Source organism: Ensifer sp. NM-2, from assembly GCF_003024455.1.
Classification (GTDB): domain Bacteria; phylum Pseudomonadota; class Alphaproteobacteria; order Rhizobiales; family Rhizobiaceae; genus Ensifer; species Ensifer canadensis.
In genome coordinates this window covers 1-971 of the sequence record NZ_PVZR01000064.1, presented here as the reverse complement: position 1 = coordinate 971, position 971 = coordinate 1, and the positions used below count along the sequence as shown (strand labels likewise).

At 66.4% G+C, this 971-nt stretch carries 2 pseudogenes; both read left to right on the top strand.

Features of this window, described 5'->3' with window-relative positions:
• Positions 1-428: pseudogene (locus C6558_RS38745) on the top strand (hypothetical protein); the annotation flags it as partial.
• A pseudogene (locus C6558_RS38740) lies at positions 382-971 on the top strand (transposase); the annotation flags it as partial. The pseudogenes C6558_RS38745 and C6558_RS38740, both read left to right, overlap by 47 nt.

The following is a 971-nucleotide window of genomic DNA, read 5'->3' as shown; positions in this document are numbered from 1 at the left end:
CCGTATCCGGCGCCGCAGTGGCCTTCGATATCCCAGTAATGCTGGCGGCCGCAGTGGCACTACTGCCGATCGCGTTCACGGGCTTCGCGGTGGCGCGTTGGGAGGGCGGCTTGTTCGTGGTGTTGTACGCCGCCTACACCGGATACCTTGTGCTGGCTGCCACAGCGCACGATGCACTGGAGGGATTCACCGTAGCCATGGCGTGGTTCGTGCTGCCGTTAATCGCACTGACGCTCATTTCCTTTACAGCCTACGAAATCGGGCTCCGCAAGGGACGCCGAGACCTGGACCAGACCACTGGGCTGACCCCGTTTCGTAGGTCCAGTCGTTATGAGAGTCGTCCTGTTGCCCGCGGTCGCGGGCAGGGAGACTGGTCAGATCATGACGAACAGCAGGAAGCGTCACACCCCCGAGCAGGTCGTCCGTAAGCTCGGGCAGGCCGACAGGATGCTCGCCGATGGTCAGGACGTCGCGGCGGTGTGCCGGGAGCTCGGGGTGTCCGAGCAGACGTACTACCGGTGGCGGAACCAGTACGGCGGCCTCAAGGCCGACGACGCAAAGCGCCTGAAGGAGCTGGAGAAGCAGAACGCGACCCTGAAGCGTCTGCTCGCGGAAGCGGAGCTGGAGAAGGCCGCGCTCAAGGAGCTGGCTGAGGGAAACTTCTAAGCCCGGACAGGCGCCGCGCCGCCGTCGATCACCTCAAGCGCAAGTTGCGGGTGAGCGAACGGATGGCGTGCCGTCTGGTCGGGCTGAGCCGCTCCGCGTACCGGCGACCGCTCAAGGGCGACACGGTCGCGGACCCGGATCGGGCGCTCAGGGAGTGGCTGCGCGCCTGGGCGAAGGACCATCCCCGCTACGGGTATCGGCGGGCGTATCACGACGCCCGCGCCGAGGGGTGGGTGGTGAACCACAAGAAGATCCAACGCCTGTGGCGTGACGAAGGGCTCCGGGTCCCGCAGCGGCGTCGACGC